General features: G+C 49.9%; 3 protein-coding genes. All 3 read left to right on the forward strand.

What is annotated here, in order from left to right:
• On the forward strand, nt 1-148 hold a 148-nt coding region (locus tag IKW96_RS04715; RefSeq protein WP_296570935.1), incomplete at its 5' end, for a P-II family nitrogen regulator.
• Between the two features lie 94 nt (nt 149-242).
• Complete coding sequence (locus IKW96_RS04720; protein WP_296570930.1) at nt 243-1,844, forward strand: CTP synthase; 1,602 nt, start codon at nt 243-245, stop codon at nt 1,842-1,844.
• Nucleotides 1,845-1,846: 2 nt separating this feature from the next.
• Nucleotides 1,847-3,016: glutamine synthetase III (locus IKW96_RS04725; RefSeq protein ID WP_296570933.1), on the forward strand; the 1,170-nt coding region annotated here is incomplete at its 3' end.

Raw genomic sequence — 3,016 nt, forward strand, 5'->3', positions numbered from 1 at the left:
AGTTGCAGCAGCTAAGGCAGCTCTCTACACAGGCAACTACGGCGACGGTAAGATGTTCATTTACGATATAGAGAACGTAATCAAGATACGTACAGGCGAGGAAGGCTACAACGCACTTCACGATTCGGCTGAATGGGAAAAGGCATAAGCTGACAAGGGCGTCTGCGGACATTATTAAACCTAAATCTCCCATGCTCCGCAGACTGCCTTTATCATAAATGTATTTCAAGGAGCATACGCAAATGTCAAAGTTCATTTTTGTTACAGGCGGAGTCGTTTCTGGACTCGGCAAGGGTATCACAGCCGCTTCACTGGGAAGACTTCTCAAACAGCGCGGTTATAAGGTGACGATACAGAAGTTCGACCCTTATATAAATGTTGATCCCGGTACTATGTCCCCCTTCCAGCACGGCGAGGTATTCGTTACCGACGACGGTGCGGAGACCGATCTCGACCTCGGTCACTATGAGCGTTTCGTTGACGAAAATCTTTCGGTACACTCAAATGTAACTACAGGAAAAATTTACTGGAACGTCATTACAAAGGAACGCCGCGGCGACTACCTCGGCGGTACGGTACAGGTAATCCCCCACATTACCAACGAGATAAAGGACAGAGTCTACAGCGCAGCCAAGGAAGCCAATGCGGACGTGGTCATCACGGAAATAGGCGGAACTGTCGGCGATATAGAATCAACTCCGTTCCTTGAAGCAATACGTCAGGTGGGGACAGAACAGGGACGTGAGAATGTATGCTACATTCACGTTACTCTTGTTCCCTACATCACAGGCTCCGAGGAGCTCAAATCAAAACCCACCCAGCACTCCACCAAGGAGCTCCTTTCAATAGGCATACAGCCTGATATAATCGTCTGCCGCACGGAAAAGCGAATACCCGACGATATGGCTGAAAAGATAGCGCTGTTCTGCAATATCCGCAAGGAGGACGTTATCCAGAACCTTACAGCTCCGTCATTGTATGAAGTTCCGCTGTGGCTTGAGGACGAAGGACTTGCTCATTCGGTATGCCGTCACCTCGGTATCGCGGACAATGCTCCCGACCTGACCGAGTGGACAGAAATGGTTCGCCGGGCCGAAAATGCTCACAAAAATGTAACTATAGGACTTGTCGGAAAATATGTGGAGCTCCACGACGCATATCTTTCCGTAGCGGAAGCTCTCCGACACGGCGGTATCGTAAACGACGCTGCCGTTGATATAAAGTGGATAGACTCCGAAAACATCACAGAAGAAAATGCCGCAGAGGTTTTTGCGGACTGCAACGGACTTATTGTTCCCGGCGGTTTCGGTCACAGAGGAGTCGAGGGCATGATAGAGACTATCAGATATGCCCGTGAAAATAAAGTTCCGTTCTTCGGTATCTGTCTTGGTATGCAGATGTCGGTCATCGAATATGCGCGGAACGTATGCGGACTTGAAGGAGCAAATTCCGCTGAATTCGGAGAAACTCCGCACCCTGTGATCGACATTATGGACGAACAGAGGAACATTTCAGAAAAAGGCGGCACAATGCGGCTGGGACTTTATCCCTGCAAGCTCGGTGAGAGCTCGAAATGCCGCGATATCTACGGTGAGGAGCTCATATACGAACGCCACCGCCACCGTTATGAGTTCAACAACGCATACCGCACGATACTCACATCTAACGGGCTTCAGATCGCGGGTCTTTCCCCTGATGAAAAGCTTGTTGAAATAGTTGAACTGCCCGGCCACCCGTGGTTTGTGGGAGTGCAGTTCCACCCGGAATTTAAATCAAGGCCCAATAAACCGCATAAACTGTTTGCGGATTTTATTAGAGCTTCGCTCAACAGAAAAGGAGAATAATTATGGAAAAGGTAACAGATTTTTTTGGTTCAATGGTATTTGACGACAGGATCATGAAAGCTACACTTTCAGAAAAGGTATACCATTCACTCAAGAGAACGATCGACAGGGGCACTCCCCTCGATATATCCGTAGCAAATGCAGTTGCAGCTGCTATGAAGGACTGGGCAATTGAGCTCGGAGCTACCCATTACACCCACTGGTTCCAGCCAATGACAGGCGTTACTGCCGAGAAGCACGACAGCTTCATCAGCCCTGCCCCCGACGGAAGAGTTATCATGGAGTTCTCTGGCAAGGAACTCGTAAAGGGAGAGCCTGACGCTTCATCGTTCCCATCAGGCGGACTTCGTGCTACCTTTGAGGCTCGCGGCTACACGGCATGGGATCCTACTTCATACGCTTTCATCAAGGACGGTACACTGTACATTCCTACTGCATTCTGCTCATACACAGGCGAGGCTCTCGACAAGAAAGTTCCCCTTCTCCGCTCTATGGAAGCTATCAACAAGCAGGCTCTGCGTATCCTGAAGCTCTTCGGAAACACAAGCGTCAAGAGCGTCAAGACTTCCGTTGGTCCCGAGCAGGAATACTTCCTTGTTGACCGTGATATGTGGAAGAAGCGCAAGGACCTTATCATGACAGGCCGTACACTGTTCGGTGCAATGCCTCCTAAGGGACAGGAAATGGACGACCACTACTTCGGCTCTATCAAGCCAAGAGTTGCCGAGTACATGGCTGACCTCGACAAGGAGCTGTGGAAGCTTGGTATCCTTGCAAAGACAAAGCACAACGAAGTTGCTCCTGCACAGCACGAGCTTGCTCCAATTTACGATACAACAAATATCGCAGCTGACCACAACCAGCTCACTATGGAAGTAATGCAGAAGGTAGCTCTCCGCCACAACCTGGTTTGCCTGCTTCACGAGAAGCCATTCGCAGGCGTAAACGGTTCAGGTAAGCACAACAACTGGTCTATCTCCACAGACCAGGGCGAGAACCTCCTCTCACCGGGCGAAACACCTGCTGAGAACGCACAGTTCCTGCTCTTCCTTGCAGCTGTTATCAAGGCTGTTGACGATTATCAGGATCTTCTGAGATTGTCCGTTGCAACTGCAGGCAATGACCACAGACTTGGTGCTAACGAAGCTCCTCCTGCTGTTATCTCTATCTTC

Origin of the sequence: Ruminococcus sp., assembly GCF_017549005.1 — a bacterium.
In the GTDB taxonomy this organism is placed as follows: Bacteria; Bacillota; Clostridia; order Oscillospirales; family Ruminococcaceae; genus Ruminococcus.

What these genes read in the sequence shown, in the direction of transcription:
- IKW96_RS04720 (WP_296570930.1), top strand. Translation starts at nt 243, where the DNA reads ATGTCAAAGTTCATTTTTGTTACAGGCGGAGTCGTTTCTGGACTCGGC.